This is a genomic window from Micromonospora sp. NPDC049004 (assembly GCF_040649315.1).
Lineage (GTDB): Bacteria > Actinomycetota > Actinomycetes > Mycobacteriales > Micromonosporaceae > Micromonospora.
In genome coordinates, this window is record NZ_JBEZFG010000010.1 from 61,620 (window position 1) to 82,532 (window position 20,913).

The 20,913-nt window shown below is 72.5% G+C and carries 26 protein-coding genes; 11 read left to right on the forward strand and 15 right to left on the reverse strand.

From position 1 onward, the window contains the following. The first annotated feature begins 53 nt into the window (after nucleotides 1–53). The gene (locus AB0B97_RS26680) at nucleotides 54–182 is read left to right on the forward strand and encodes a hypothetical protein (RefSeq protein WP_255787601.1); all 129 of its coding nucleotides are present in this window, start codon (nucleotides 54–56) and stop codon (nucleotides 180–182) included. Between the two features lie 60 nt (nucleotides 183–242). Here the strand turns inward: AB0B97_RS26680 and AB0B97_RS26685 are convergent, their stop codons facing one another. Further along, nucleotides 243–1,229 (reverse strand): pirin family protein, encoded by a 987-nt coding sequence (locus tag AB0B97_RS26685; protein WP_357497442.1) that lies wholly within the window; start codon nucleotides 1,227–1,229, stop codon nucleotides 243–245. Nucleotides 1,230–1,240: 11 nt separating this feature from the next. Beyond that, nucleotides 1,241–1,723: a MarR family transcriptional regulator gene (locus tag AB0B97_RS26690; RefSeq protein WP_357497444.1), complete on the reverse strand. Its 483-nt coding sequence runs from the start codon at nucleotides 1,721–1,723 to the stop codon at nucleotides 1,241–1,243. A 157-nt stretch (nucleotides 1,724–1,880) separates the two neighbouring features. Between AB0B97_RS26690 and AB0B97_RS26695 the strand changes: the two genes are divergently transcribed. Beyond that, nucleotides 1,881–2,414, forward strand: a complete 534-nt coding sequence (locus AB0B97_RS26695; protein ID WP_357497446.1) for a GNAT family protein — start codon at nucleotides 1,881–1,883, stop codon at nucleotides 2,412–2,414. A 286-nt stretch (nucleotides 2,415–2,700) separates the two neighbouring features. Here AB0B97_RS26695 and AB0B97_RS26700 read toward each other — a convergent pair whose 3' ends face one another. Further along, complete coding sequence (locus AB0B97_RS26700) at nucleotides 2,701–3,192, reverse strand: FBP domain-containing protein (protein ID WP_234588386.1); 492 nt, start codon at nucleotides 3,190–3,192, stop codon at nucleotides 2,701–2,703. 60 nt (nucleotides 3,193–3,252) lie between these two features. Between AB0B97_RS26700 and AB0B97_RS26705 the strand changes: the two genes are divergently transcribed. Continuing rightward, nucleotides 3,253–3,822, forward strand: coding sequence for a TetR-like C-terminal domain-containing protein (locus AB0B97_RS26705; protein WP_234588385.1), 570 nt, complete (start codon nucleotides 3,253–3,255; stop codon nucleotides 3,820–3,822). A gap of 49 nt (nucleotides 3,823–3,871) precedes the next feature. Here AB0B97_RS26705 and AB0B97_RS26710 read toward each other — a convergent pair whose 3' ends face one another. Beyond that, on the reverse strand, nucleotides 3,872–4,891 hold the full coding sequence (locus AB0B97_RS26710) for a hypothetical protein (RefSeq protein ID WP_357497449.1): 1,020 nt from the start codon (nucleotides 4,889–4,891) through the stop codon (nucleotides 3,872–3,874). A 28-nt stretch (nucleotides 4,892–4,919) separates the two neighbouring features. On the opposite strand from AB0B97_RS26710, the gene AB0B97_RS26715 reads away from it, so the two are divergent. Continuing rightward, the gene (locus tag AB0B97_RS26715; protein WP_234588383.1) at nucleotides 4,920–5,390 is read left to right on the forward strand and encodes a helix-turn-helix domain-containing protein; all 471 of its coding nucleotides are present in this window, start codon (nucleotides 4,920–4,922) and stop codon (nucleotides 5,388–5,390) included. After that, nucleotides 5,387–5,974 carry a DUF1684 domain-containing protein gene (locus AB0B97_RS26720; RefSeq protein ID WP_357497801.1) on the forward strand — a complete coding sequence of 196 codons (588 nt, stop codon included), beginning with the start codon at nucleotides 5,387–5,389 and terminating at the stop codon, nucleotides 5,972–5,974. Before AB0B97_RS26715 ends, AB0B97_RS26720 begins: the two co-directional genes overlap by 4 nt. Before the next feature lie 47 nt (nucleotides 5,975–6,021). Here the strand turns inward: AB0B97_RS26720 and AB0B97_RS26725 are convergent, their stop codons facing one another. Then, nucleotides 6,022–6,612 carry a general stress protein gene (locus AB0B97_RS26725; protein WP_234588382.1) on the reverse strand — a complete coding sequence of 197 codons (591 nt, stop codon included), beginning with the start codon at nucleotides 6,610–6,612 and terminating at the stop codon, nucleotides 6,022–6,024. 121 nt (nucleotides 6,613–6,733) lie between these two features. Here AB0B97_RS26725 and AB0B97_RS26730 point away from each other — a divergent pair, with 121 nt between their 5' ends. Together AB0B97_RS26730 and AB0B97_RS26735 are read left to right on the forward strand one after the other, a co-directional pair. Next, a complete protein-coding gene (locus AB0B97_RS26730; protein ID WP_357497452.1) occupies nucleotides 6,734–8,563 on the forward strand; it encodes a glycoside hydrolase family 15 protein in 1,830 nt (609 codons plus the stop codon). A gap of 70 nt (nucleotides 8,564–8,633) precedes the next feature. Beyond that, nucleotides 8,634–9,134 carry a metallophosphoesterase gene (locus AB0B97_RS26735; protein WP_357497454.1) on the forward strand — a complete coding sequence of 167 codons (501 nt, stop codon included), beginning with the start codon at nucleotides 8,634–8,636 and terminating at the stop codon, nucleotides 9,132–9,134. An 8-nt stretch (nucleotides 9,135–9,142) separates the two neighbouring features. Here the strand turns inward: AB0B97_RS26735 and AB0B97_RS26740 are convergent, their stop codons facing one another. Continuing rightward, nucleotides 9,143–9,361: a DUF3072 domain-containing protein gene (locus AB0B97_RS26740; protein ID WP_234588402.1), complete on the reverse strand. Its 219-nt coding sequence runs from the start codon at nucleotides 9,359–9,361 to the stop codon at nucleotides 9,143–9,145. Nucleotides 9,362–9,473: 112 nt separating this feature from the next. On the opposite strand from AB0B97_RS26740, the gene AB0B97_RS26745 reads away from it, so the two are divergent. Next, nucleotides 9,474–10,412, forward strand: coding sequence for an FAD-dependent oxidoreductase (locus tag AB0B97_RS26745; protein ID WP_357497803.1), 939 nt, complete (start codon nucleotides 9,474–9,476; stop codon nucleotides 10,410–10,412). Nucleotides 10,413–10,429: 17 nt separating this feature from the next. Here AB0B97_RS26745 and AB0B97_RS26750 read toward each other — a convergent pair whose 3' ends face one another. From AB0B97_RS26750 to AB0B97_RS26760, 3 genes are all read right to left on the reverse strand, one after another. Then, nucleotides 10,430–11,719: a cation:proton antiporter gene (locus AB0B97_RS26750; protein ID WP_357497456.1), complete on the reverse strand. Its 1,290-nt coding sequence runs from the start codon at nucleotides 11,717–11,719 to the stop codon at nucleotides 10,430–10,432. A 107-nt stretch (nucleotides 11,720–11,826) separates the two neighbouring features. After that, the gene (locus tag AB0B97_RS26755; RefSeq protein ID WP_234588377.1) at nucleotides 11,827–12,504 is read right to left on the reverse strand and encodes an HAD family hydrolase; all 678 of its coding nucleotides are present in this window, start codon (nucleotides 12,502–12,504) and stop codon (nucleotides 11,827–11,829) included. Nucleotides 12,505–12,567: 63 nt separating this feature from the next. Further along, the gene (locus AB0B97_RS26760; protein WP_357497458.1) at nucleotides 12,568–14,703 is read right to left on the reverse strand and encodes a SpoIIE family protein phosphatase; all 2,136 of its coding nucleotides are present in this window, start codon (nucleotides 14,701–14,703) and stop codon (nucleotides 12,568–12,570) included. A 198-nt stretch (nucleotides 14,704–14,901) separates the two neighbouring features. On the opposite strand from AB0B97_RS26760, the gene AB0B97_RS26765 reads away from it, so the two are divergent. Next, the gene (locus AB0B97_RS26765; RefSeq protein ID WP_357497460.1) at nucleotides 14,902–15,765 is read left to right on the forward strand and encodes a hypothetical protein; all 864 of its coding nucleotides are present in this window, start codon (nucleotides 14,902–14,904) and stop codon (nucleotides 15,763–15,765) included. Nucleotides 15,766–15,847: 82 nt separating this feature from the next. Here the strand turns inward: AB0B97_RS26765 and AB0B97_RS26770 are convergent, their stop codons facing one another. Beyond that, on the reverse strand, nucleotides 15,848–16,201 hold the full coding sequence (locus AB0B97_RS26770) for a DUF6401 family natural product biosynthesis protein (protein ID WP_234588374.1): 354 nt from the start codon (nucleotides 16,199–16,201) through the stop codon (nucleotides 15,848–15,850). Nucleotides 16,202–16,394: 193 nt separating this feature from the next. Here AB0B97_RS26770 and AB0B97_RS26775 point away from each other — a divergent pair, with 193 nt between their 5' ends. After that, nucleotides 16,395–16,844 carry a hypothetical protein gene (locus AB0B97_RS26775; RefSeq protein WP_234588373.1) on the forward strand — a complete coding sequence of 150 codons (450 nt, stop codon included), beginning with the start codon at nucleotides 16,395–16,397 and terminating at the stop codon, nucleotides 16,842–16,844. Here the strand turns inward: AB0B97_RS26775 and AB0B97_RS26780 are convergent. Further along, nucleotides 16,841–17,047: a hypothetical protein gene (locus tag AB0B97_RS26780; RefSeq protein WP_234588372.1), complete on the reverse strand. Its 207-nt coding sequence runs from the start codon at nucleotides 17,045–17,047 to the stop codon at nucleotides 16,841–16,843. The two genes, AB0B97_RS26775 and AB0B97_RS26780, sit on opposite strands and share 4 nt — an antisense overlap. A gap of 157 nt (nucleotides 17,048–17,204) precedes the next feature. On the opposite strand from AB0B97_RS26780, the gene AB0B97_RS26785 reads away from it, so the two are divergent. After that, nucleotides 17,205–18,575, forward strand: a complete 1,371-nt coding sequence (locus AB0B97_RS26785; protein WP_357497463.1) for an MFS transporter — start codon at nucleotides 17,205–17,207, stop codon at nucleotides 18,573–18,575. Here the strand turns inward: AB0B97_RS26785 and AB0B97_RS26790 are convergent. From AB0B97_RS26790 to AB0B97_RS26805, 4 genes are all read right to left on the reverse strand, one after another. Continuing rightward, nucleotides 18,530–18,787, reverse strand: coding sequence for a hypothetical protein (locus AB0B97_RS26790; protein ID WP_357497465.1), 258 nt, complete (start codon nucleotides 18,785–18,787; stop codon nucleotides 18,530–18,532). The two genes, AB0B97_RS26785 and AB0B97_RS26790, sit on opposite strands and share 46 nt — an antisense overlap. Before the next feature lie 108 nt (nucleotides 18,788–18,895). Beyond that, complete coding sequence (locus AB0B97_RS26795; RefSeq protein WP_357119737.1) at nucleotides 18,896–19,357, reverse strand: SRPBCC family protein; 462 nt, start codon at nucleotides 19,355–19,357, stop codon at nucleotides 18,896–18,898. Between the two features lie 52 nt (nucleotides 19,358–19,409). Then, nucleotides 19,410–19,826 (reverse strand): DUF2795 domain-containing protein, encoded by a 417-nt coding sequence (locus tag AB0B97_RS26800; protein ID WP_234588369.1) that lies wholly within the window; start codon nucleotides 19,824–19,826, stop codon nucleotides 19,410–19,412. A 90-nt stretch (nucleotides 19,827–19,916) separates the two neighbouring features. Continuing rightward, a complete protein-coding gene (locus tag AB0B97_RS26805; RefSeq protein ID WP_357497467.1) occupies nucleotides 19,917–20,903 on the reverse strand; it encodes a YihY/virulence factor BrkB family protein in 987 nt (328 codons plus the stop codon). Nucleotides 20,904–20,913: the final 10 nt, after the last annotated feature.

Here is a 20,913-nt window from a genome sequence, read left to right on the forward strand (position 1 = left end):
GACCTGGATGACGCCCAACGCGAGCACGTGACAACAGCCGAGGAGGCCACACCATGCCCCGCGAGACGACGAACCCCGTGACCGAGTACCGCGAGCCGGCGGTGGAGAGCGAACGGGGTGCGCTGGTAGCGGTGTTGCTGATGGTGATTCTGGGCGTCGCGGGGATTTTCGCGGTCTCGTGAGGCGGCGCCGGCGCCCCGGGGACCGGGGGCGCCGGCGCCGGGTTCAGCGGTCGGTCCGGGTCAGGGACGCGGGCCCTGGCCGTCGGTGTGCGGCACCCGCTCGGTGGGGATGACGCCGAGCCGGCCGGCCTTGAAGTCCTCGAACGCCTGGAGCAGCTCGTCGCGGGTGTTCATGACGAACGGGCCGTACTGGGCCACCGGCTCCCGGATGGGCTGACCGCCCATGATGTAGAGGTCCAGCGCCGGCGTGTTGCTGTCCTGCGTGGGGTCCGCGCTGATGCGCAGCGCGTCGCCCGGACCGTGCACCGCGAGCTGACCGGTGCGGACCGGCCGGCGCTCGGCGCCGACGGTGCCGCGCCCGCCGAGCACGTACACCAGCGCGTTGAAGTCGGGGTTCCAGGGCAGGTCGACCTGCGCGCCCGGCTGCACGGTGACGTGGGTGATGGTGATCGGCGTGAACGTCGACCCCGGGCCCCGGTGCCCGGCCACCTCACCGGCGATGACCCGGATCAGCGCGCCGCCGTCGGGCGTGGTGAGCAGGGCCGACTCCCGGCCCCGGATGTCCTGGTAGCGGGGCGGGTTCATCTTCGCCGCGCGGGGCAGGTTGACCCAGAGCTGCGTGCCGTGGAAGAGCCCGCCGCTGAGCACCAGGTGCTCCGGCGGCGCCTCGATGTGCAGCAGGCCGCTGCCGGCCGTCATCCACTGGGTGTCGCCGTCGGTGATGGTGCCGCCGCCGCCCTGCGAGTCCTGGTGGTCGAAGACGCCGTCGATGATGTAGGTGACGGTCTCGAAGCCGCGGTGCGGGTGCCACGGGGTGCCCTTGGGCTCGCCCGGCGCGTAGTCCACCTCGCCCATCTGGTCGAGGTGGATGAACGGGTCAAGGTCGGTCGTCGACACCCCGGCGAAGGCCCGGCGGACCGGGAAGCCCTCGCCCTCGAAGCCGCTGGGCGCGGTGGTCACCGTGCGGACCTTGCGGAAGCTGGTGGACTCGTCGAGCTGGGGCAGGCGGGGCAGGACGAGGACGTTGTCAACGGTGATCGCGGGCATCGGGGGGCTCCTTAACGTGTGGCGTGGGTGCTCGACGTGGTCCGGGTCGCCCGCAGGCGGCGGCCGAGCCGGTCGAAGACCCGGGTGAGGCAGGCGACCTCGGCGTCGTCGAGGTCATCCATCAGGTGGGTGCGCACCGACGCCAGGTGGTGGGGTGCGGCTTCGGACAGGGTGAGCAGCCCGGCGGCGGTGAGGACGGCTTCGCTGCCGCGCCGGTCGTCCGGGCAGGCCTCCTTGCTGACCAGGCCGCGCCGCTGCATGGAGGAGATCTGGTACGTCAGTCGGCTGGGGGAGAAGACCAGCCGGCCGGCCAGCTCGCCCATCCGCAGTCGTTGCCCCGGTGCCTCGGAGAGCAGGACCAGCACGTGGTAGTCGGCGAAGGTGAGGTCGCTGTCGGTGCGCAGGTCGTCTTCCAACTGGGTGAACAGGCGCTGGCTGGCCTCGATGTAGGCACGCCAGGCGGCCGCTCGGGTGCTGTCCAGGCTCTCTGTCACGTCCACTACGGTAGCACTAGTTCAAAATTTAACTAGTGGAGTTGAGCGTTGCCTGCGTCACGTCTGTCCGGTTGGTGGCGCCCTTGGTGCAGTTTTGAAGAAAGCGCGGGTCAATCGGGCGGCGGTGCCGGGGCGTTCTGTGCCAGACTCCGGCATCGTGGAACACGTGGAACTCACCGCCGCCGACCTGTTGCTGCGCCCGTGGCGGGAGACGGACGCCCCGGCGGTGCGCGACGCCCTGCGCGACCCCGACATTGCCCAGTGGAACCCGCAGGGCGGCGGCCCGGTCGACGACCACGCCGCCCTGCTCTGGGTGCGTCGCCGGGCCGACTGGTCCGGCGGCGACCACGCCTCCATGGCGGTGACCGACGCCGCCGACGGCCAGCTGCTCGGCTCGGTGTCGCTGCACCACATCCACCACGGCGACGCCTCCGTCGGCTACTGGACGATGCCGGCGGCGCGCGGGCGTCAGGTGGCGACGCGAGCCGTCGTCCGGCTCACCGAGTGGGCGTTCGACGACCTTCGGCTGCACCGGGTCGAGCTGTGCCACGCGGTGGCCAACGCGGCGTCCTGCCGGGTCGCCGAGCGGGCCGGCTATCTCGCCGAGGGGACGCTGCGCGAGTCGTACCAGTACGGCGACGGCCGCCGCTACGACGAGCACCTGCACGCCCGCCTGGCCACCGACCGCTAGCCGGCCGACGCCCGTCGGAAAGCGGCCCAGGTCGGGCGGCGGCCGGGGTCAGGGGGTTGGCACCTTCACCTCGCTGCCTGTCGAGCTGCCCCAGACATGGGGCGGGCATCTCCGGGCGGGGCTGTGCGGCGGCGTCTTCGACGGCCGGCCCAGATATGGGGCAGCTCGACAGGAGCGCACCCACCCGGGCGGCCCCGGCTCGGGACCGGCCGGCCGAGCCAACCCGCTCAGGCAGGCCGGCCGAGCCAACCGGCTCAGGCAGGCAGGCAGGCGGGCCGGCCGGCCGTCACTCGGTGACCCGGCGCAGGAACGCCGTGAGGTGACCGGTGGTGCGGTCGATCTTCTCGGCCAGGGTGATGGTCTCTTCGATCCGCCGCCCGGCGTCCCTCTTCTTGCCGCGCAGGTAGAGCGAGCAGGCCAGGTCGGAGCAGACGTACGCGCCCACGGAGTTGCCCTGCCGGCCGTCCCGGCCGGCCTTGCGGGCCGTCATCAACGACACGCCGTCGCCGGTGTGGGTGGTCAGGCAGAAGGAACACATGCTGCGCCGGACCCGCCCGGCCTGCTGGGGCGCCACCCGCAGCGCGACCCCGACGAGGCCCTCGTCGGCCTCGGCGATCAGGTAGGCCCGCTGCGGCGCGGCGACGTCCCGCCAGCCGAGGAAGTCCAGGTCGTCCCAGGGGCGCATTTCAAGATCGTTCGGTATGGCCAGCCGCTTCGCCTCGCCCTGAGTGCAGTTGACGAAGGAGGCGCGGATGGCGGATTCGGTGAGGGCTAACATAGGTAGTAGCCTAGCTCTCCTAGGCAAGCGATTAACGAGACTAGTTTTGGGGTGTGGTGCGTGGCACGTGCCGGAGTGACCGCCGAGCGGCTGGCCCTGGCGGCGGCCGACCTGGCCGACGAGGTGGGCGTCGAGAACGTGACAGTGGCCGCGCTCGCGCGGCACTTCGGCGTGAAGGACGCGAGCCTGTACTTCCACATCAGGAGCGCACACGACCTGCGGGTCAGGATCGCGCTGCTGGCGCTCGCCGAGCTGGCCGACCGGGTCGCCGACGCGCTCGCCGGCCGGGCCGGCAAGGACGCGCTGGTCGCCTTCGCCAACGCGTACCGGGACTACGCGACGCGGCACCCGGGTCGCTACGCCGCGATGCAGATCGACCTCGACCCCGAGACGGCCGCCGCGAGCGCGGGCGTCCGGCACGCCGAGATGACCCGGGCGATCCTGCGCGGCTACCGGCTCTCCGAGCCGGACCAGACCGACGCCGTCCGGATGATGCACAGCACGTTCCACGGCTTCGTGAGCCTGGAGCGGACCGGCGGGTTCCGCCACACCCCGCGCTCGACGGACGAGTCCTGGGCTCGCGCCCTCGACGCCCTCGACGCCGTCCTGAGCAACTGGCCGCGGGGATGACGATCGGGTGGGCGCACGTCGTCCGCCCACCCGATCGTCTTCAGCCGGATCAGGGTGTCGCGGGCGCGTCCGCACGGGACGCCAGCGGGCGTCGCTGCGCGGTCCGCTGTCGGAGCAGGACGAAGCCCAGGCCGGCCAGGAACCAGGTGGCGAGGACGGCCAGGGGCACCAGCGTGTGCGAGCCGTTGAAGTAACCGAAGTTGTTGACCGCCCGCACTGCCGCGCCCGGGGGGAGCTTCGCCGAGATTGACTGCGCCCATCCCGGCAGCAGGTCGATCCCGATCGTCGCTCCGCTCGTCGCGTTGCCGATGGTGGTCAGGGTGAGCACCGCAAGCGCGATCCCGATCGGGCCGAGCCAGGCCCCGAGAGCCTTGGTCGTGAAGGCGCTGGCGGCCGACAACAGGATGAGCGACAGGGCGAGCAGCGGGAACGGCGCCGTCAGCGACCCGTAGACCGGGCCCGCGACCGTCGCCGCGATCACGCCGATCGCTACGGCGAATCCGCCCATGGCGTAGAGCCGGTGACGCAGGCGCACCTTCGCGGTGGCCGCGGTGAGCCCCTGCGCGAGGACGAACGACGACAGGGTGACCCCGAACACCACGTAGAAGGCGGACAGCCCCCGGCTGTCGTAGCTCGCCAGCGGCACGATGTCGTTCTCCTGGACTGTCGCGCCGGCCTGCCGGGCGAGACCCGCGACGAGTTGCCGGGCCGCGCCGCTCTCACTGAATCCGCTCGCGCCGGCGTAGTCGAGCGTCAGCCTGCCGGGGGCGGTCGCGCCGAGCACCGCGACGGCGTCGCCGTCGCGGACCAGGGCCGTTCCGTCCTCGACGGTGCTCACCGGGGTGACGGCGACGGCGTCGCCGAACCCGGCGTGCGCGGTGGTGGCCAGCTGCTCGCCGACCACCGCGATCGGCAGGTGGCGCGGCTCGGGACCGCGTTGCAGCCCGACGTAGACGGCGATGAAGGCCGTACCGATGATCAGCCCGGTGAGCACGAGGGAGAGCCAGGCTCGGCGGTGGGTGACGACTGGCGTTTCCCGCTCGGTACGTGGTTCGGGTGGCGACGTCATGGGTGCTTCCTCGGGTAGTGTGGTTTGAATGTCCAACCAGACGAACCGTAGCACCACCGGTTTGAATTCCAAACCGGCTCGGGACACGCTCGCTGTGGCGCTCGACGCGGTCAACGACAGGTGGTCGCTGCACATCGTGCGGGCGCTCGCCTTCGGGGCCTCCCGGTACACGGAGATCCTCCGGGCGGTCGGCGCACCCCGGGACGTGCTCGCCGCCCGGCTGCGAAAGCTCGCCGAAACCGGCATCCTGCAGGCGCGATCGACCGAGGACGGCAAGGTCGCGGGGTACGAGCTCACCCAGAAGGGCAAGGACCTCGGGCAGGTCATCCTCGTGCTCAAGCGCTGGGGCGACACCTACAGCGACGCCGAGGTGCCCAAGGTCGACTTCATCCACGACGTGTGCGGTGAGGTGTTCGTCGCCGAGGTCCGCTGCCAGGCGTGCGGCAGGCCCCTGCGGTCCGGCGAGTTGTCCCTCGATCAGGAGTCCGCCGCATGCTGACCGATCTGGAACTGGCCGACTGGCGGGAGCGGGTGGCCCGGCTGTACCTGTCCGACGTCGACCTCGCCGGCTTCCGCGCCGGCCGCGACGAGCTCTTCGCCACCCACCCGCAGAGCCCGATCCCGCCTGCCGAGCGGCAGGGCTTCACCGGTGTGCGCTACTTCGCACCGAACCCGGAGGCCGTGGTGGAAGCGCCCCTTCGGCCGGCCAGCGGCGAGCTGCGGGTGGACACCGGCGGCCCGGACGGGGTCGTCGCGTACCGGCGGGTGGCGGTTGCCGTGACGCCGTGGGGGCCGCTCACGCTGTGGTGGATCGAGGCGTACGGGGGTGGGCTCTTCGTGCCGCTGCGCGACGGCACCTGCGGCCAGGAGACCTACGGCGGAGGGCGGTACCTCACCGACACGGTGAAGGGCACCTTCGGCCGGGGCGTCGAGCTGCTGCCCGGCGACCGGGTCCGGCTGGACGCCAACTACCTCTACAACCCCAGCTGCGCGTACGACGACCGCTGGGCCTGCCCGCTCGCCCCGCCGGAGAACCGCGTCGACGTGCCACTGCGGGCCGGCGAGCTGGCGTACCACGACTGACCGGCCGCCCCGGCGAACTGCCGGGAACGGCCGGTCGTGCCGATGCGTCAGCGGGTGTTCGCCGGCGTCGAGCCGGGCACCTGCATCCGGCCCAGCAGTTGCCGGGCCTGATCGGCGAGCTGTGCGTCGACGGTCACCGCGTACTGGCCGGCGCGCAGTGAGCTGGCCGAGGTGAAGTCGCGCTGCCCGCCGGTCATCGCGTGCGCCACGGCGCCGAACACGGCGCCCCAGATCGCGCCGATGACCAGGCCGACCAGGATCACCGCCAGCCAGTTGCCGACGGTGAAGATGCCGAACAGCAGGCCGATGAAGAGTCCGAACCAGGCGCCGGTGCCGGCGCCGAGCAGCGCCGCGCGACCGGTGGTCATCCGCCCGAGCACCGTCTCCACCAGCGTGAGGTTCGTGCCGACGATGGCGCTGTGCTCCACCGGGAAGCGGTTGTCGGCCAGGTAGTCGACCACCTTCTGGGCGGACGGATAGTCCGGATACGAACCGATCGTCACGGTGGGCGGGCCGCCCTGCGGCCCGTGCCCGTCCCCGGCCGGTGCCGACAGGCGGCCTGCCGGGCCGGACGGAAGCACGTCACCACTGTGTGCGCCGGGCCGCCACGCGGCGGCCGGCCCCGAAGCTGAGGTCATGAGCATCCTCCCTCGTCAGCCGACCGCGTTCCCGCCAGCGCCGGGCGGTAACACCCGCCGCCGGAGTGGGGCCCGTGTCGCCGGTGAGGCATGTGCGGGAACGGTCCGGGTAGGCAGGCGGGTGCAGAGCGGACAGATCAGCGACCACGGGTTCCTCGCCGACGGCCGCACGGCCGCGTTGGTGGACCGCTCGGGCTCGGTGAACTGGTGGTGCCCGGGCCGGTTCGACGCGCCGTCGGTGTTCGCGCGGCTGATCGGCGAGCACGCCGGACACTGGTCGATCCGTCCGGAGGCCGACTTCACCGTCGAACGCTGCTACCTCGACGGCACCCTCGTGCTGCGGACCGTCTTTCGTACCGCGCAGGGCGAGGTGGAGCTGAGCGACGCGCTCGCCCTGGAGCCCGGGGCGCGCGAGCACGACATCGGTCTGCGCTCGCCGCAGGTGCTGGTCCGCAGTGTGCGGGGCCTCTCCGGCGAGGTGCCGATGCGGGTGCACTACCGACCCCGATTCGAGTACGGCCGGACCACGCCGTTCCTCGTCGAGCGCGACGGCGCCCTGGAGGCCGTCGGCGGGGCGAGCCGGCTCGTCCTGGTCACCGATCTGCGGCTGACCTGCGGGGACGGTGAGGCCTCCGGGACGTTCACCGTCCGCCCCGGCACGATCCACAACTTCACCCTCGGGTACGCCCCGACCTACGACGCGCCGCAGCCGCAGGTGCCCGCGGCCGACCGGACCATCGCCGACACGGCCGAAGGATGGCGCTCCTGGGTCCGGCAGCACGAGTACAACGGGATCTACGCCGAGCACGTGCGGCGCAGCGCGTTGGTGGTGCAGGGCATGACGTACCGGCCCAGCGGCGCAGTGGTGGCGTCGGTGACCACGTCGCTGCCGGAGAAGCTCGGCGGGGACCGGAACTACGACTACCGCTACGTGTGGGTGCGCGACTTCAGCCTGACACTGCGGGCGCTGTGGCGGACGGCGTGTTACGACGAGGTGCAGCGGCAGTTCGCCTGGTTGGGCCGCGCCATGGGCCGGATCGACGAGGAGCCGGTGCCCATCATGTACGGGGTGCTGGGGGAGCGGGACCTCACCGAGCACCGCCTCGACCAGCTCGCCGGCTACCGGGACAGCCCGCCGGTGATGATCGGCAACGACGCGTGGCGGCAGCGGCAGACCGACATCTTCGGTGAGGCGTTGGACGCGGCCTGGCTGATGCGCGACCGGCTGGAGCCGTTGGAACCCGACGTCTACCACCTGCTCCGGTCGCTCGCCGACAAGGCGGAGCGGGACTGGAAGCTGCCGGACGCGGGGATGTGGGAGGAGCGCGGAATCGAACGCCACCACGTGTCCTCGAAGGTGCAGTGCTGGTCGGCCCTGGACCGGGCGGTCCGCTTCGGCGCACGGCTCGGTGAGCCGCCGGACGTGGCCCGCTGGGCGGCCGCCCGCGACGAGGTGCGCGCGGAGGTGCTGCACCGGGGGTGGAACGACCGGCTCGGGGCGTACACCGGGAGTTTCGAATCCGACGACCTGGACGCGTCGGTGCTGGTGATGCCGCTGGTGGGTTTCCTCCCGGCCGACGATGAGCGGATGCGCTCGACGATCCGCGCGGTGGAGGAGCAGTTGTCGCACGACGGCCTGCTGCGGCGCTGGAACGGCGACCCGGCGGGGTTCCTCATCTGCTCGTTCTGGCTGGTGTGCTGCCTGGCGCTGGCCGGTGAGCGGGACCGGGCGCACGAGTTGTTCGACGCGCTGGCCGGGCGGCTCAACGACCTGGGACTGTTCGCCGAGCAGATCGACCCGTCGACCGGGGAACAGTTGGGCAACTTTCCCCAGGCGTTCTCGCACATCGGCCTGATCAACGCCGCAGGTGTGCTCAGTGACGTCGAGCAGAACCCGGCGCTGCGCCGGCGTGGCATGCCGGCCGGGTACTTCACACCCACGTCGCGCTGAACGGCCGGGAGCTGACCGCCCCCGTGAGCGTCCCCGGGTGGACGGCGCCCGCACCGGGGATGATGCCGGCATGAGGCTGGTGCTCACGGCGGACACGCATCTCCCCAAGCGGGCCCGGGACCTCCCGGGGCCGCTGTGGACGGCGATCGAGGCGGCGGACGTGGTGCTGCACGCCGGCGACTGGGTCGACGAGTCGCTGCTGGACGCCATGACCGCCCGGGCGCGGCGACTCGTCGGCGTGTACGGCAACAACGACGGCCCCGCGCTGCGCGCCCGGCTGCCGGAGGTGGCCCGCGTCGACCTCGACGGGCTACGGGTCGCCGTGGTGCACGAGACAGGCCCCCGCACCGGCCGGGAACAGCGGTGCGCGGCCCGCTTTCCCGACGTCGACCTGCTGGTCTTCGGGCACTCGCACATCCCCTGGGACACCGTGGCGCCCAACGGGTTGCGCCTGCTCAACCCCGGGTCGCCCACCGACCGCCGATCCCAGCCGCACGCCACCTACCTGGAGGCCGAGACAACCGGAGCCCGCCTGACGCGGGTCCGGCTGCACACCCTGCCCCGACCCTGAGTGTCGAGCTACTGGCCGCGACCCGTCTCGGCCTGCAGCTCGTCGATCCGCTTGGACGCCTCGGCCTTGGTCAGGTCGTCCGGCAGCGTCGCGTCCGCCTCCCGGGCCAGCGTGGCCAGGTACGACTCCTGGGCCGCCGTGGGTGGCTCGTCGCCGGTGACCCACTCGTCCGGGTCCTTGATCGCGCCGCGCGGGTCGGCCTGGTCGTTGCTGCGGTCCGTCATCATCATCACCCTTTCTTCGAACAGGTGTGCCAGTACCCCGATCACCGCCGGTTCATGCCCGTCCACCGCGACAGTCGGCGCCTAGGATCACCGGATGAGCGTGAACTCCTCGGGCGTGGTGGTGGTCGGGGCGGGCATCGCCGGAGTGGCCTGCGCGGTGGAGCTGACCCGGGCCGGGGTGCCGGTGCAGGTCCGGGAACGGGGACACGTCCGCGGCGGCCGGATGGCCAGCAAACGCTTCGACGGCCGCCCCGCCGACATCGGCGCCGCGTACTTCACCGTCAGCGACCCGGACTTCGCCGCCGTGGTCGACGAGTGGCGTGCCGCCGGTCTGGTCCGGGAGTGGACCGACACCTTCTGGTCGTACGACACGAACGGCCGCCACGACGCGCCCGGTCCGCTGCGCTACGCCGCGCCACGCGGGCTGCGGTCGCTCGTCGAACACCTGGCCGGCGCGGTGCCGGTGACCGTCGACCGGCTGGTGCTGGCCGTGGAGCCCGGTCCGACCGTCGACGGCGAGCCGTACGCGGCGGTCGCCCTGGCCATGCCCGGACCGCAGGCCGCCCTGCTGCTCGATCCCGCCCTGGCCGACGCCACCCGGGTCGTGCAGGCGCAGACCTGGTCGCCGACCCTGGCCGCGGTGCTGCGTTTCCCGTCCCGACGCTGGCCGCACTTTCACGGCGCGTTCGTCAACGACCACCCGGTGCTCTCGCTCATCTGCGACGACGGGGACCGGCGCGGTGACGACGCGCCGGTGCTGGTGGCGCACACCGTGCCGGAGTTCGCCGCCGGCCACCTGGCCCAACCCTCCGGCGCCGGACCGGCTATCGAACAGGCCGTCCGGGACGTGCTGGGGCTGGCCGCAGAGGCCACCGACGTGCACGTGCACCGCTGGACGTACGCCAAGCCCGCCGGCGACGGCACCGGGAACACCCACCACCTGGACGCCGACGGGATCGGCCTGGCCGGCGACGCGTTCGGCAAGCCCCGCGTGCAGAGCGCCTGGCGCTCCGGCCGCGACCTCGGCCGCGCGCTGGCCGACCGCCTCGGCTGAGCGCCGCTGCCCGGCGCTCAGCCGTGCCCGGCGGCGGCGACCGGCTGGGCCTCGCGTTCGGACGGGTCCTTCGTCCGCTCGCCCTCGCGGTCCAGCAACTGCATGACCGGGGTCGCCGCGACGCCGTGCACCACCACCGAGACGAGCACCACCAGCCCGACCGTCGCCCACAACAGCTCCGCCTGCGGAAAGTCCGCCTTCGTGGTGGCGTACGCCAGGTAGTAGAACGAGCCCACCCCGCGGATGCCGAACAGCGAGATCACCCAGTGCTCCGCTGGCCGGCCCGGTGCGCCGCGCAGCGACAACCAGCCGACAGCCGGCCGGATCAGGAAGACCAGCGCCAGCCCCACGGCCGCCGCCGGCCAGGTCAGCGGGGCGAGCAGACCGCCCACGATCGCGCCGCCGAGCAGCAGCAGCAACACCAGGGTGAGCAACCGCTCGACCTGCTCGGCGAAGTCGTGCAGCACCGAGTGGAACTCGTGGGTCCGCTCGGCGGCCCGGATGGCCCGCGCGGCCACGAACACCGCCAGGAAGCCGTACCCGCCGGCAACCTCCACCAGCCCGTACGCCAGGAAGGTGGCGGCCAGCGCCAGGAACCCCTCCGCGTGCCGGGCCAGCCGCAGCTCGCTGGGGGCCCGGAAGAACAGCTTGCCGAGCAGCCAGCCGATGAGCAGGCCGCCGCCCACGCCGACGCCCACCTTCCAGAGCACGTCGACGGTGAACCACTCGGCCATCCACTCCCGCGGGGCGAGGCTGGTCGAGGCGATCGCGATGGCCGCGTAGACGAACGGGAACGCCAGCCCGTCGTTGAGGCCCGCCTCCGAGGTCAGAGCGAAACGGACCTCGTCCTCGGAGTCCTCCACATCGGTCGGCTCGCCGACCTGCACGTCGGCGGCGAGCACCGGATCGGTAGGCGCCAGCGCGGCGCCCAGCAGCAGCGCCGCCGCCGGCACCAGGCCGGCCCACCACCACCCGAGCAGCGCCACCGCCGCGATGCACAACGGCATCGCGATGACCAGCAGACGCCACGTGGAGGACCACCGGGACCAGCTCAACGGCCGGTCGATCTTCAACCCGGCGCCCATCAGGGCGACGATCACCCCGATCTCGGTCAGGTGGGTGGTCAGCTCGGGGTGGGCCAGTGGATCCGGTGTCGGCAGCCCGACCGGCAAAAGGAAGACCAGCATGCCGAGGGCGAGGAACGCGATCGGCATGGACAGTGGACGGTGCTCCAACACCCGGGGCAGGATGCCCGCGAGCAGCGCGCCCAGGCCCACCAGCGCGAACGCGACATCTACCGGTTCCACGGACACCACCCTTTCGCCGCACCCGCGCGGTGCGGGCAGGTGGCCACAGACCATGCCCCGCACGATGTGCGGCTATGCGCGTGCGCAGCGGTGAACCGGAGTGAGTCTCACCTCGGCCGGGTGAGCGGGGAATCCGCCAGCTCGGCCAACAGCGCGGCCGGGTCGTCGTACACCGCCACCGCGCCGGCGCCGGCGAGTTCCCCACGGCTGGTGCCGCCGCAGGTCAACCCGACGCAGGGAATGTTGAGCTTGCCGGCCGCGGCGACGTCCCAGACCGAGTCGCCGACGAAGACGACGCGCTCGGCGGTCAGCCCGGACTGCTCCAGCGCCGCCTCGAGAATGTCCGGTGCCGGCTTGCTCTCCTGCGCGTCCGCCGAGGAGGTGACGGTGTCCACCACGTCGTCGGCGTTCAGGGCCCGACGCAGCGCACCCACCTCGTGCTCCGCGGCGGAGGTGGCGAGCACCACCCGCAGCCCCCGCTCGGCGCACGCCCGCAGCAGGTCCGCCGCACCGGGCAGCGGCGTCAGCCGCTCCCAGTACTCGGTATACAGGGTGTTGTGCGCCTCGCGCAGCTTGGGGTCGTCGTCGCGGTCGCGTTCGGGGCCGAGCAGGTGGTCCAGCAGCTTGTCCGAGCCCATGCCGATCGAGCGGTGCACGGTCGCCATCGGGACCGGGTGGTCGGCCTGGCGCAGCGCCTCCCACCAGCTCACGGTGTGCAGGTAAGTGGTGTCGACGAGCGTCCCGTCGATGTCGAAGAGCACCCCGTGGGGTTGTTCGGTGGCCATGGGCGCACTCCTACCCGTTCGGCGGTCGGCTGATTCGTCCGGGAGCGCCGACGCCGGCCGGACTCAGCGCGGCTCGGCCGGCGGGACGAGGATCTCGAACCAGACAGTGGACCCGCGCACCGACGGGTCGGTGCCCCAGGCGTCACTCAGCTCCTCGATCAGGCCCAACCCGCGACCGCGACTGCTCAACGTGTCGGTGCGGGCCCGGGTCACGGTGCCGCGGGTGCCGGAATCGGCGACCGAGACCAACAGCCGCTCCGGACTGAGGTCGATCTCCACGCGGGCGGCCGTGCCGGCGTGCAGCAGCGCGTTGGTGGTCAGTTCGCTGGTGCACAGCACCGCCGCGCCGATCACCGACTCGGGCACCTGCCACTCGGTGAGCTGGCCGGTCATCCAGTGCCGGACCCGGCTGGGCGCGGTCGGCTCGGCCGGCACCTCCATCGCCGCCGACCGGCTCGGCTTGAGCGCGTGCTCGACCGCCAGCACGGCCACGTCGTCCTCCGTGCCGCCGGACACGGCGGCGGTGGCCACCGCGCAGAGGGCGCGAGGGTCACTGGTGCCGGCCTTGGCCACGGCGTCGCCGAGGGTGTCCAGCCCGGCCGTGAGGCTCTGCCGGCGGCGCTCCACCACGCCGTCGCTGAACAACAGCAGGGTGTCGCCGGGAGGGAACGCGACGGTGACGGTGCCCGGGCGCCCACCCAACCCCAGCGGGGGACCGGCCGGCAGGTCCACGTACTCGGCGTGCGACCGGCCGTCCGGGTCGCAGCGGCGGATCAGCGGAGCGGGATGACCGGCGCTGGCCAGGGTCAGCTCCCGGCGCTCGGCGTCGATGACCCCGAACGCCACAGTCACGAACAGCTCATGGGTGCCGGCCTCCACACCGAGGCTGGTCACCAGCCGGTCCAGCCCGGCCAGCACCGCGTCCGGCGCGGGATCGGCCAGGGCTAACGCCCGCAACGCCGCCCGCACCTGACCCATCCGCGCCGCGGCCTGCACGTCGTGCCCGGCGACGTCGCCCAGCACCACACCGAGCGCGCCGGTGGGCAGCAGGAACGCGTCGTAGAAATCACCGCCGGCCGCGTTGCCGTCCACCCCCGGGTCGTAGCGGGCCGCGATCCGCAGCCGGGGCAGGTCGGGAAGGTGCTCCGGCAGCATGCTGCGCTGCAGCAACTGGGCGGTGCCGTGCTGGGTCTCGAACCGCCGGGCCCGCTCCGCCGCCTGCCCGATCAGCTCCGCCGAGGCCGCCAGCAGCGCCCTCTCGGCCGCCGACCACGAATGCGGCACCTGGTAGCCGACCGTCAACCCACCCCGGATCACCGACGTGCCCAGCGGCAGCACGGCCATCGAGCGGATCTTCTGATCGTGGCGGTCCACCGCGGTGTCACGCAGCGGCTGCCCGTCGTGCGTGAACGACGACTCGCCCGAGCGGGCCGCGGTTGCGACCGGGCCCAGCCAGTCCGCAGGCGTCCGCCGCCACAGCGGCGGCAGACGCTCGTCGGCCTCGTCCATCAGCTCACCGCGGACCCGGCGCACCATCCGCCAGCCACCGCCACCCTCGTCCACCACGAAGGCGACCCGGTCGGCGTCGAACGTGGTGATGGTGTGGCGCAGCGCGACCCGGGCCACGTCGTCGAGGGTGAGGGTGCCGGCGAGCGCGGCGGCGACCTCGCTGAGACTCTGCAACTGCTCGGTCACGTGGGTGGTTTCGGCGGCCACCGTCAGGGTTCCCACGATCTGCCCGGCGCTGTCGCGTACGGCCGAGTGACCTCTGGTGAAGACCACCTGCTCGACCACCCCGGAGGTGTCCCGGATCAGGGGGAGCGTGGACTCCTTCTCCAGAAAGGGCACACCCTGCCGGTAGGCGCGCTCGATCACGTCACCGAAGCCGGGCAGCGTCCAGACCTCCGCGTACACCTCGGCGGCCGGTCGACCGAGGGCGGCGGGGTGTTTGCTCCCCAACAACTCGGCGTAGCCGTCGTTGTAGAGCAGGACGAGGTCGTCGCCGTACGCCAGTGCCATCGGCATCGGCGAGGCGAGGACCAGCTCGACCACGGCCCGGACCGCCGGATCCCAGCTCTCGCGCGGGCCGAGGGCGGTGGCGGACCAGTCATGGGCGAGCACGGCGGCCGCACCGGGCCCGGTGGATGCGCCGGGGACCGGAATTGCTGGCGTGGGGACTCGCCCGACCGTTCCTGGCATGTTCGCAGCCTAGCCGGCCGTCGGTCAGCCGCATCCGATCATGTGCGCGGGTCGCGGCTGACCCTGGCGGAGTGACTGTTAGGGCAGGTCAGGGCCCCTGTCTGGCGACTTGTCGGAAAAATGGCAGCGAGCCGCGCGGACTGCCGCACCGGTGGCCGGGTATGCGCCCGGCGCAGTCCATGCGACAGGAGGGACATCATGCTGAAAACCCTCGCGGTTCGGCAGGCCGACATCGGCGATGCCATCGCCGACACCTGGAGGTCGGTGCTGCTCTTCATCCCGAAGGCAGTGGCCTTCATCGTCATCCTCGTGGTCGGCTGGCTCATCGCCAGAGCGGTCCTCAAGATCGTGGATGCGGTGCTGGAACGGGTGCGCTTCGACGAGGCCGTCGAACGCGGAGGCATCAAACGGGCACTGGAGAGAACGAAGTACGACGCCAGCGACATCCTGGCCAGGTTGGCGTACTACGCCGTCCTGCTGTTCACCCTGCAGTTCGCCTTCGGAGTCTGGGGGCCCAACGCGATCAGTGACCTGATCAGCGGTGTGGTGGCCTGGCTGCCGCGCGCGTTCATCGCGATCGTCATCGTCGTGATCGCGGCCGCGATCGCCAACGCCGCCCGTGATCTGGTCACCGGGGCGCTGGGCGGGCTCTCGTACGGCAAGGTTCTGGCCGACCTGACGGCGATCTTCATCATCGCGCTCGGCGTGATCGCCGCGCTGAACCAGGTGGGTATCGCCACCACGGTCACCACTCCGGTGCTGATCGCGGTGCTCGCCACTGTCGCCGGCATCCTGATCGTCGGCGTCGGCGGTGGTCTGGTGAAGCCGATGCAGAACCGCTGGGACGGCTGGCTCGACCGGGCCGCCCAGGAAGCCCGGGCGGTGCAGGAGCACCGGCGGGCCAACACGGCCGGGCGCGGCGACATGGAGCGGCAGATGGCCGACCGTGGCGGCGACCGGACCCAGGCCATGCCCCGGGTCGACGAGCAGTCGACGATGTCCGGTGGGCGCGGCACGTACCAGTCCGGTGCGGCCGACGAGACCCAGCAGTACCGCCCGTAGCGGGGCGATCGTGAGGGGGAGGGCGTCCGCGTCACGCGGGCGCCCTTCCCGCGTCCCGGTGTCGTACGGGTGACCGGGCCGGTCAGGAACGGTCGAGCGAACGGGCCAGCGCGCAGACGGCGACGAGCCGGGTGAGCGGCCACTCCGGCTCGCTCCAGTCCACCGGACCCCGCGGCGGCGTCCACCCGTGCTCCAGGGCGGCCTCGCGTACCCCCTCGGCGTAGCCGGCGAGCGTCGCGGCGGTCAACGGCCGCCGGTCGCCGTCCAGGCTGTCCCGCACGGCGGCGGCGTGCTGGTCGACAAGCGCCAGCAGTCCGGGACGCGCGGCGGCGGCGGCGAGACCGGCGGTGCCCACGGAGACGGTGAGGGCGGCCAGGGAGGACCGCGCCGAATCGACGGCGGTCCGGGAGGCGACCCGGTTGAACGACACACGCATGGTGACCGAGGCTAACCGACCGGTCACCGGGTCGGCCTCGGCCGCTCGGCGGGTGTCGGCTGTGCCACCGGACGAGTCGGTGCTGGCCGCGGGGGTCGATCCGGCACAGACGGGGCAGCAGGAGAGGGACGGCGCAGCGCGGCACAGAGCGCGGGCGGCGCCGGGTCAGGTGGCGGACAGCGTGGAGGCACCAATGGGGAACCCGACGGACGGGCCGGACGAGCGGCACCGGCGGCCGGCAGGGGTGAGCGACGAGACGGTTGCGGCGCTGGGCAAGCTCAGCGAGGCGCTGGAGTGCGTGGAACGGGCCCGTGGCCACCTGTACTCGCTGCACCAGCTGATCGGGCACGCCGACCTGATGCTCGACGACGCGGTGGAGCAGTTCCGCGCCGCCGGACATCCCCACATCGCCGAACGGATCGACGCTGAACTGCTCGGCCGCAACGTGATCGCCGGCCGGTGGACGTTCCAGATCGTCGAGGACTTCGACGACGGCTACCACGCGCTGTTCCGCGAGCTGGACCGGCAGGCCCGTGACGAGTTGGTGGGCGGGCGGCGTCATCTGTACGAGGCGGAGATGAAGGAACGCCGCCGCACCCGGGGTCGACCGGGACACGAGGCCCGGCCGGCCGGCGAGGGCTAGTCGGTCGCGTTGGCCGGCCGACGGCGAGCGGCGTCGTCGGCGATGATCACGGTCGCCACCATGAGCGCGACGCAGAGGCTGAACAGCCAGGACTCGTCCGAGACGAGCCAGGCCGACACGGGCGCCTGCAGCGCGGCGAGCAGGAAGCCGAGCCAGGCGAGGCGGCGCTGACGCGTGGAGAGGATTCCGGAGCCTTGATGCATCCCGAAATTCTTACGCGAACTGACCCGTTTGCCGTCCTCCGATCGGTCGATTCTGACTGAGCTGTCCGCTTTCTCGACCGTCCGGACACGAGTTCTTGTCGCGACGGACGGGCGGCTCCCGCCGCCGGTAAGGTGCGCTGCGGCAGGATGGTGTCCCGTGTCCACCTCGCCCGCGCCGCCCCGCGCCACGCTGCTCCTGCTGGCCTATCTCGCGTTCGTCAGCCTCGGCCTGCCCGACGGCCTGCTCGGCGTGGGCTGGCCGTCGATCCGCGCGGACTTCGGCGTACCCACCGAGGCGGTCGGACTGCTGCTCACCGCCGGCACGGTCGGTTATCTCACCTCCAGCGTGCTGGCCGGGTTCACGCTGGCCCGCCTCGGGGTGGGCGCGCTGCTCGCCGGCAGCACCCTGCTGGCCAGCCTGGCGCTCACCGGCTACGCCGTGAGCCCCGGGCTGGCCGTGCTCGTGGGTTGCGCGCTGGTGCTCGGGCTGGGCTCCGGTGCGATCGACTCCGGGCTCAACGCGTACGCCGCCGGGGCCTTCGGCCCGCGACACATGAACTGGATGCACGCCTTCTTCGGCCTCGGGGTGGCGATCGGTCCACTGATCATGACGGCGGCGCTCAGCGCCGGGCTGGCCTGGCGGTGGGGGTACGGCATCGTGGCCGGCGCCCAACTCGTCCTCGCCACCGCGTTCGCGCTCACCGTCCGCGCGTGGCGGCGCCGCGCTCCCGAGCCGGGCGTGGGGACCACCGACGCCGCGCCGGCGGTCCGGGTGCCGATCCTGACCACACTGCGGCTGCCGGCGGTCTGGTCGGGAACGCTGGCGTTCGCGCTGTACGTGGCCATCGAGGTGTCCGCCGGACTCTGGGCGTTCCTGCTGCTCACCCAGGGGCGCGGCCTGAGCGCCGCCGTGGCGGGCGGCTGCGTCTCCGCGTACTGGGGCAGTCTCTTCGTCGGTCGGGTGGTGCAGGGCGTGGTGGCCGAACGGCTCGGGCCCCGGTTGGTGTTGCGGGCCAGCCTCGCCGGCATGGCCGTCGGTGCGGGACTGATCGCGGTGCCCGGGTCGGCAGCGCTGGCAGTGCTCGGCCTGGTCGTACTCGGGTTCGCCGCCGCGCCGGTGTTTCCGCTGCTCACCCTCACCACCGCCGACCGGGTCGGCGCTGCGCACGCGGACCGGGCCATCGGGTTGCAGATCGGTGCCGCCGGTCTGGGCGCGGCGCTCGTCCCGACGGGCCTCGGCGTGCTGATCAGCACCGTGTCCGTGCAGGTGCTCGGCTCGGCCCTGCTGGGGCTCGCGCTGGCGCTGATCGTGCTCCACGAGCTGGGCACCCGCCGGCCCGCCGCCGGAAGTGGACCGGAGCAGGCCGGGCCCGGCTCCGACGCGTCCGGGCCCGGTCTTGACGCGTCCGGGCCTTCAGTGGCCGGGTCGGTCGCGTCCGGGACGCCGTCCCGGTCCCGGACCGCTCGGCCCGATGACGCGGACTATCCGTTGTCCGGTCCGGTCCGGCCGGTCGTCGACGGGCGGTAGGCGCGCTCCGGGTCGGTCGGCTCCCGCCCCGCGCCCTCGGCCTGTCCGCCCCGGTCGGCCGCCGCGGGCCCGTGCCCGAAGGCGGCCTCCTCACCGGCGTCGTTGCCGGTCACGTCGTCGGCCTGCCCGTCGATGCTGGAGCCCGCCACGGCGCGCTCCAACTCCTCCAGCGGAAGCCGTTCCTCGTCGCGCCACACCCTGTCGTCCGTCATGACCTCAGCCGTACCCGGGCGCGATGATCGCAAACGGGTACCGGCCGGCCCGAGAGACGGCGATGGCCGCCGGGAACTCCGGCGGCCATCCTCGGTCGGTACGCGGGATCACGGCTGGGGGCGGTCCACCGAGCCACGCCAGGCGCCGGTCTCCTGACCGCGCCGCTCGATGAACGTCTTGAAGCGCTCCAGATCGCCCTTGGCCCGACGGTCGACGATGCCGAGCTTGTCGCCGGCCTGCTCGACCACCCCGTGCGGCTCGAACTCGAGCTGGAGGGTGACCCGGGTCTTGCTCTCGTCCAGGCGGTGGAAGGTCACCACGCCGGCCTGCTGGGTGCCGCCGGTGGAGCGCCAGGCGACCCGCTCGTCGGGCAGCTGCTCGGTGATCTCGGCGTCGAACTCGCGCTTCACGCCGGCGATGTCGACGGTCCAGTGGGTCATCGTCTCGGAGAGCTGCCGCACCTCCTGCACGCCCTCCATGAACTGGGGGAACTCCTCGAACTGCGTCCACTGGTCGTACGCGGTGCGAACGGGTACGGAAACCTCGACGTGTTCGGTAACGCCACTCATCAGGAACCCTCCTCTGGTCGCTGGTGATGGCCGGATCGGGGGACGATCCTGCTCACCAGCGCGTTGTCTCGTTCTTGTGGCCGAGCGCGGCCCACACCTCGGAGACCGTCTGGTATTCGGTGCCCTCGGGCAGCCGCTCCAGCGCCGCCACGATGTCGTCGGGCGCCTCGTTCTCCCGGGCGCTGGCGATGAGCACCAGTCGGTCGCCGGGCAGCGCGCTCATGGAGATGAACCGGCCGAGCCGGCTGCGCTGCTCGACGTCGGTGGAACTCATCCCCTGCGGCGTGCCGGTGCGCAGGTCGCCCGCCGGGGCCGTGGTGGTTTCCGGCTGGTCCTCGCCGGCCGGTTCCGGCACCCGGGATTCCTCGACCCGGGAGCCACCGGTCCCCGGCCCCTGCACGAGGCCGCTGACCTCCTGGCTCATCTGGTCGTCGATCCTCGGTCCGTGCTTGCTGTTGCCACGCTCCATGCCTTCTGCGCTACCCGGCACCCCGCCCGGTAAACCGGCACCGCGTCACGAACCGGCTCCCGGGCCGGACATCCGGGCGGACAACAGACCTTAGGAGTCGGCGGCCTTTCGTGGTGGCAGCACGGGATCCTCCGGGTCCTTCTCGCCCGCCTGCAACTGCCGGCCGCGCTGCACCTCGGCGTTGATCTGCACCCCGAGCATGAGGGCGGAGTTGGACAGGTAGAGCCAGACCAGGAACGCGATGGCCGCGCCCAGGCTGCCGTAGGTCGACTTGTACGAGGCGAAGGTCGCCACGTAGAAGCCGAAGCCGAAGGAGACCGCCGCCCAGGAGACCAGGGCCACCGCGCCGCCGGGGGTGAGCCAGCGGAACCGGGGCTGGCGGACGTTCGGGGCGATCCAGAACAGCAGCGACAGCAACGCCATCATGATCATGGCAAGCACCGGCCACTTCGCCACGCTCCACAGCGTGCGGGCGAGGCCACCGGCGTTGATCAGGTCGCCGACCGCGTCGGTGACCGGCCCGCTGACGATCAACCCGAGGGCGACCACCGCGAGCAGCACCAGGGTGATCGCGGCCAGGCCGATCTGCAACGGCCGCAGCTTCCAGACCGGCCGGCCCTCGGTCACCCCGTAGATCGCGTTGGAGGCCCGGGTGAACGCCCCGATGAAGCCCGACGCGGACCACAGCGCGCCGAGCAGACCGAAGCTCAGCAGCAGCTTGGGGTTGCTCTGCTGGAGCACCACGGCCCGGATCACCCCGATCACGCCGTTCTCGTCGTCGGTCAGCACCGCGCCGGCGCCCACCTGCTTGGCGAGGTCGACGACCGTGTCGACGGTCCGCTCGCCGGTCGAGACCAGACCGACCAGAGCCACCACCACGATGGCGGACGGAAAGAGCGCCAGCACCCCGTAGTAGGTCAGCGCGGCGGCCCAGTCCGAGCAGTTGTCGTTGACGAAGTTCCGCACGCTGCGCACCAGCACTCCACGCCACGTCCGCCAGCTCAGCTGCCGCACCCGGCGCGGAACACCTGTGTCGTCCGCGCCGTCGCGCGTCGTACCGGGCTCCGTGGTCGTCATGCCCGCTCCC

Bases quoted from the DNA above. Each gene is read 5' to 3' on its own strand.
- AB0B97_RS26680 (WP_255787601.1), top strand. From the start codon at position 54: ATGCCCCGCGAGACGACGAACCCCGTGACCGAGTACCGCGAGCCGGCG.
- AB0B97_RS26685 (WP_357497442.1), bottom strand. From the start codon at position 1,229: ATGCCCGCGATCACCGTTGACAACGTCCTCGTCCTGCCCCGCCTGCCC.
- AB0B97_RS26700 (WP_234588386.1), bottom strand. From the start codon at position 3,192: ATGTTAGCCCTCACCGAATCCGCCATCCGCGCCTCCTTCGTCAACTGC.
- AB0B97_RS26710 (WP_357497449.1), bottom strand. From the start codon at position 4,891: ATGACGTCGCCACCCGAACCACGTACCGAGCGGGAAACGCCAGTCGTC.
- AB0B97_RS26715 (WP_234588383.1), top strand. From the start codon at position 4,920: ATGTCCAACCAGACGAACCGTAGCACCACCGGTTTGAATTCCAAACCG.
- AB0B97_RS26725 (WP_234588382.1), bottom strand. From the start codon at position 6,612: ATGACCTCAGCTTCGGGGCCGGCCGCCGCGTGGCGGCCCGGCGCACAC.
- AB0B97_RS26735 (WP_357497454.1), top strand. From the start codon at position 8,634: ATGAGGCTGGTGCTCACGGCGGACACGCATCTCCCCAAGCGGGCCCGG.
- AB0B97_RS26740 (WP_234588402.1), bottom strand. From the start codon at position 9,361: ATGATGACGGACCGCAGCAACGACCAGGCCGACCCGCGCGGCGCGATC.
- AB0B97_RS26755 (WP_234588377.1), bottom strand. From the start codon at position 12,504: ATGGCCACCGAACAACCCCACGGGGTGCTCTTCGACATCGACGGGACG.
- AB0B97_RS26760 (WP_357497458.1), bottom strand. From the start codon at position 14,703: ATGCCAGGAACGGTCGGGCGAGTCCCCACGCCAGCAATTCCGGTCCCC.
- AB0B97_RS26765 (WP_357497460.1), top strand. From the start codon at position 14,902: ATGCTGAAAACCCTCGCGGTTCGGCAGGCCGACATCGGCGATGCCATC.
- AB0B97_RS26770 (WP_234588374.1), bottom strand. From the start codon at position 16,201: ATGCGTGTGTCGTTCAACCGGGTCGCCTCCCGGACCGCCGTCGATTCG.
- AB0B97_RS26775 (WP_234588373.1), top strand. From the start codon at position 16,395: ATGGGGAACCCGACGGACGGGCCGGACGAGCGGCACCGGCGGCCGGCA.
- AB0B97_RS26780 (WP_234588372.1), bottom strand. From the start codon at position 17,047: ATGCATCAAGGCTCCGGAATCCTCTCCACGCGTCAGCGCCGCCTCGCC.
- AB0B97_RS26790 (WP_357497465.1), bottom strand. From the start codon at position 18,787: ATGACGGACGACAGGGTGTGGCGCGACGAGGAACGGCTTCCGCTGGAG.
- AB0B97_RS26795 (WP_357119737.1), bottom strand. From the start codon at position 19,357: ATGAGTGGCGTTACCGAACACGTCGAGGTTTCCGTACCCGTTCGCACC.
- AB0B97_RS26800 (WP_234588369.1), bottom strand. From the start codon at position 19,826: ATGGAGCGTGGCAACAGCAAGCACGGACCGAGGATCGACGACCAGATG.
- AB0B97_RS26805 (WP_357497467.1), bottom strand. From the start codon at position 20,903: ATGACGACCACGGAGCCCGGTACGACGCGCGACGGCGCGGACGACACA.